The organism is Photobacterium frigidiphilum (assembly GCF_003025615.1).
GTDB classification, from domain to species: domain Bacteria; phylum Pseudomonadota; class Gammaproteobacteria; order Enterobacterales; family Vibrionaceae; genus Photobacterium; species Photobacterium frigidiphilum.
The window spans coordinates 1-614 of sequence record NZ_PYMJ01000146.1; the positions used below are offsets into that span (position 1 = coordinate 1).

The 614-nt window shown below is 44.6% G+C and carries 1 protein-coding gene; it reads left to right on the plus strand.

Annotation, left to right across the window (positions count from 1 at the left end; all coding sequences use genetic code 11):
- Positions 1-244 precede the first annotated feature (244 nt).
- Positions 245-614, plus strand: a 370-nt coding sequence (locus C9J12_RS30345) for a helix-turn-helix domain-containing protein (RefSeq protein WP_227876528.1), incomplete at its 3' end; no start/stop codon positions are given.

Below are 614 nucleotides of genomic sequence, written 5' to 3' on the forward strand. Positions count from 1 at the left end.
TCAAACCGAGCACCAAGAAAGGCTGACGTCCCTACTCTCTAGCCTATTTCTAAGCGGGATGAACTACCTTGAAAGGAGACATTTTAATCTGGGAATAAAGCAGGACATTTTAAATTGGGATAAACAGGCGGTGTAGGCGCAAAGCTAAAGTGTCTCTTTTCTGCAAAGTGAAAATGTCCTGTTTTTCCTATGGTGATCAGTACCTATCTGATCTGTGTGAGATTAACAAACGATGTTGGTAACCATGAATGAAAAAGACATTTTACGCCTGAATGCTATTCGCGATGTTTGCGAGAAACGAATCCGACGATCAGATGCTGCAGGTATTCTGTCGCTGAGTGTTCGACAAGTTCAGCGACTGATCACTCGCTTTCGTCAGCTTGGCGCTGTTGGTATTACTCATCAGCGCCGTGGCTTGCCATCTTCGAACATAATTAATGAAGATGTTCGGCTCAGTTGCCTCGAGATAATACATCAACATTATTTTGATTTTGGGCCCACACTTGCTCATGAGAAATTGGCTGAAGTTCATGACGTTCATATCTCGTTAGAAACTTTGCGCCAATGGATGATTGCCGATGGCCTTTGGGTGCCGCATGCCAAACGCAAGCCGC